Source organism: Chitinophaga sp. (assembly GCF_035564935.1).
In the GTDB taxonomy this organism is placed as follows: domain Bacteria; phylum Bacteroidota; class Bacteroidia; order Chitinophagales; family Chitinophagaceae; genus Chitinophaga.
Window position 1 is genome coordinate 1 of sequence record NZ_DATMTE010000924.1, and the last position, 3,586, is coordinate 3,586.

Annotated in this window: 1 protein-coding gene; it reads left to right on the top strand. The window is 48.3% G+C overall.

Annotated elements, in window-relative coordinates; translation table 11 throughout:
• Nucleotides 1–492: 492 nt before the first annotated feature.
• Nucleotides 493–3,586: SusC/RagA family TonB-linked outer membrane protein (locus VN105_RS24175; protein WP_325645067.1), on the top strand; the 3,094-nt coding region annotated here is incomplete at its 3' end.

Sequence of the window (3,586 nt, forward strand, 5' to 3'; positions counted from 1 at the left end):
AGTCTTACGCAGGAACAGCTGTTTAAAGTATTGTCACAGGCAAAGATCAACTTTAAAGTAGAGGAGGGAAGACGGATCATTATTTATCCATAAGTTAAACCAATAACCAACCATAGCTGATACCACTAATGTCAGCAAATAACCAGTGTTGCGGGAATGTAAGCCCGCACAGATAGCTATCCAGTAATATCATGTTATGAATTGATGAGGTCCAACGGACGCGGAGGATCTATGTTCATCCATAAAAAAAACCTGGTGTCAAGATTGGCGTCCGCACCAGGTTTTTGATCAATGGTTAACCCTGATTCAGAGGAGCTTTTCACTGCCTGCAAAGGCGGATGAAAAACATTTGTCAACCAAAAACCAATCTAAGGTATGAAAATTAATGTTGTTCGCAAGAGGCAGGGGCATTCCCTGCCGCTGGTTCGTTCACTTGATAGCAGCAGGTTCCCTCAGCCAGGAACCAATTATGTAACCAAAATCTGGCGAGTAATGAGAATGACCGCAGTTTTATTAACGGTACTGGCTTTACATGTTTGTGCCAGTGGAGTTTCACAAACGGTCACTGTTTCCTGCAGGGAAATGCCACTCCAGCAGTTATTCAGTGTAATTAAACAACAAACGGGGTATGTGTTCTTTTACCGGAGTAAAGATTTGTCGGATGTAAGCCCGGTATCGGCAGAGATCCGCGATGTGCCTTTAAAGGTGGCGCTCACAAAGCTGCTGCAGGACAAGCCACTCAGCTTCGACATTGAAGGCAATACCATCGTTATTTCCAGGAAAGCCATTCCCCAGCCGAAACTTAGTGCTGACGGGGAATTGCTTCCACCGGAAGATGTACGGGGTAAAATAACGGATACTAAAGGCAATCCTATCCCGGGCGCAACTATCCGGGTAAAAGGCAGTAACCTGGCAACCATCACCGACCAGGGCGGGTTCTTTGTACTCCGCAATGCCAGCTCCCGCGCGGTGCTGGTAATTTCCTGTGTAGGATTTGAATCCAAAACATTCAATGCAGGCGGCAAATCCGCCATTGAAGTGGAACTCAGCGCCAAAGTGGATGACCTGAACCAATATGTGGTAGTGGGTTACGGCAGCACTAAAAGAAAAGATCTCACCGGCTCGGTGGCCTCGGTAAATGTAGATGAAGTAAAAAACGTTTCTTTCGTGAGTATCGACCAGGCCCTCGCTGGTAAAGCCGCGGGGGTACAGGTAACACAAGCCGATGGTTCCCCCGGCGGCGTTGCCAAAATCCGCATCCGCGGCGGTACCTCCCTGCTCGGTGGTAACGATCCCCTCTACATCATCGACGGCGTACAGGTAACCATCCAGAACAGGTACATCCAGAACCAGGCGGAAGTGGTAAACCCTATTGAAAGAGCAGGAAGCGACGACCCTAATAACGGGGTAGGCGGTTCCTTCACCCGGGGCCTTAACAGCCTCGCGGGGCTCAACATCAATGATATCGAAAGCATCGATATCCTGAAAGATGCGTCTGCCACTGCCATCTATGGCTCCAAAGCAGCCAACGGGGTGATCATTATCACTACCAAAAAAGGTAAACTGAACCAGAAACCGGTACTGGAAGCCAACTACTATGCCGGCGTAAGTGCACCCATCAAAGAAAAGCTGCTAAATGCAAAAGATTACCTTTCCCTGCTCACGGAAGCAGCCGTAAACCTCAATGCCGCCCGCGCGGAGGCCGGCCAGGCATCCAGCACAAAGGCAGATAATGTTATTAATAATCCTTCCAGTCTTGGTACGGCTAACACCGACTGGCTCGGGCTTGTGCTGCGTAACGGCGTTTCACAAAATGCTGATATCTCCGTTCGTGGCGGTGGTTCCGGCTCCCGTTATTACACTTCCCTGGGCTATAACAAGCAGCAGGGCGTTGTATTGGGAACAGATTTCTCCCGTATTTCCGGCAAGATCAGCCTGGATAACGAAATCACCAGCCGTTTCCGCATTATCACTAACCTCGACTACGGGTTCACAAAAAATAATATCACTAACGGGATCTATCCTGCGGCATTCTTTGCCCCGCCAACATTGCCGGAACGCAATCCCGACGGCACTTATTACCGCTTCCTCGGCTCACAGATAGGCGGGTACGATTACCAGGGTAACCAAAACCCCATGATCCTCCTGGATGGTATCAACGAAGCAAAATCATCGTCTCTCCTCGGATCACTCTCCGGCGACTATGATGTGCTGAAAGACCTGAAATTCAGATCTACACTCTCTGTTAATTATAACAACTACCACCAGCTTAATTATGTGCCCAGTACCGCTGTGATCTCTTCCCCCAACGGTGTGGATGATTCCAACGGTGGCACAGGCACGCAGGCGCAAACAGAAGATGTGAACCTCTTCTTCGAAAATACCCTTACCTGGGATAAACAGTTTAATAAAAACAACCGCTTAAACCTGTTGGGTGGTACCTCCTGGCAGAAATACCGCTTCAATTCCTTTTCCGCCAGCGGACAGGGTTTCCCGGACGATAAATACCTGAACAATCTTTCTTCTGCGGCGGTCACCTTACCATCTACCGGTACCTCCGGGCAGAACTCATTGCTCAGTTTCTATATGCGCGCTAACTACGCATTGAAAGAAAAATACCTGTTCACCTTCACCGGCCGTTCAGACGCCTCCTCCAAATTTCCAAAAGATAACCGCGTAGGTTACTTCCCTTCCGGTGGAGTGGCATGGCGTATCTCTGAAGAACCCTTCATGAAAAAAGCCACCTGGATCAATGAGCTGAAACTGAGGGCCAGTGGCGGTTATACCGGTACGCAAAATTTTGGCTATAACCTCTATTATACTTTGTATACACCCGGTTCCTATGGCGGCACAAATGCTTTGGTACCTACACAACTGGGTAATGAAAAAATTAAATGGGAATCAACCCTGCAGAAAGACCTGGGCCTCGACTTTGAAATGTTTGGCTCCCGTCTCCGCGGTGTGCTCGGCTACTATGAAAAAAATACCACGGGCCTGTTAATGGCTACACAACTGGCGCCCAGCAGCTCTTACAGCAGCGTGATCTCCAATTTTGCTACGATCGATAACAAAGGACTGGAACTGGACCTGCGCATGGATTTCATTAAACGTAAACAATTCCAGTGGACCGGCGCCATCAACGTTTCGCGCAACAGGAGCAAGGTAACCGATATCAACGGCGACTTTACCAATGCAAGCAGTGTTGACTCCTATATTCAGGGTAATACCATCGTAAGGAAAGGAGAACCCCTCGGGCTCTTCTATGGCTACAAAATGAAAGGTATCATCCAGGATCAGAAACAGCTGGAAGACTATAAAAAGGTATTCACCTACGCGCGGTATTTTGCACCTTACCTCGGCATTGGCGACCCGATGTATGAAATAGGCGATGATGGCTTCTTTAAAAGTGACGTGATCGGAAAATCACAACCCGATTTCTTTGGCGGCTTCACCAACACTTTTACCTTTAAAAATTTCAGCCTCATTACCCTGCTTACATTCTCTTACGGCGGAGACCTGCTTTATCTTACAGATATCCAGAATAAAGCTTTCGATAGTTATGCCAACAGGGGTGTAAGCATTAAAG